Source organism: Staphylococcus auricularis, assembly GCF_051172115.1.
Taxonomy (GTDB): Bacteria; Bacillota; Bacilli; order Staphylococcales; family Staphylococcaceae; genus Staphylococcus; species Staphylococcus auricularis_A.
Genome location: NZ_JBPIZN010000041.1, coordinates 1 through 252 on the forward strand (window position 1 = coordinate 1; position 252 = coordinate 252).

Sequence of the window (252 nt, forward strand, 5' to 3'; positions counted from 1 at the left end):
GAACACAGAAGTTAAGCTCCTTAGCGCCCATGGTAGTCGGACTTACGTTCCGCGAGAGTAGGACGTTGCCAGGCAAGATTAAATGGAGGATTAGCTCAGTTGGGAGAGCATCTGCCTTACAAGCAGAGGGTCGGCGGTTCGAACCCGTCATCCTCCACCATTTAAATTTTGACATAGCCGGCCTAGCTCAACTGGCAGAGCAACTGACTTGTAATCAGTAGGTTGGGGGTTCGATTCCTCTGGCCGGCACCA

Annotated in this window: 2 tRNA genes; both read left to right on the forward strand. The window is 52.4% G+C overall.

Going from position 1 to position 252, the window contains the following annotated elements:
* Positions 1 to 84: 84 nt before the first annotated feature.
* Positions 85 to 160 (forward strand) — tRNA-Val (locus ACSBRB_RS10730).
* Positions 161 to 176: 16 nt separating this feature from the next.
* A tRNA-Thr gene (locus ACSBRB_RS10735) sits at positions 177 to 252 on the forward strand.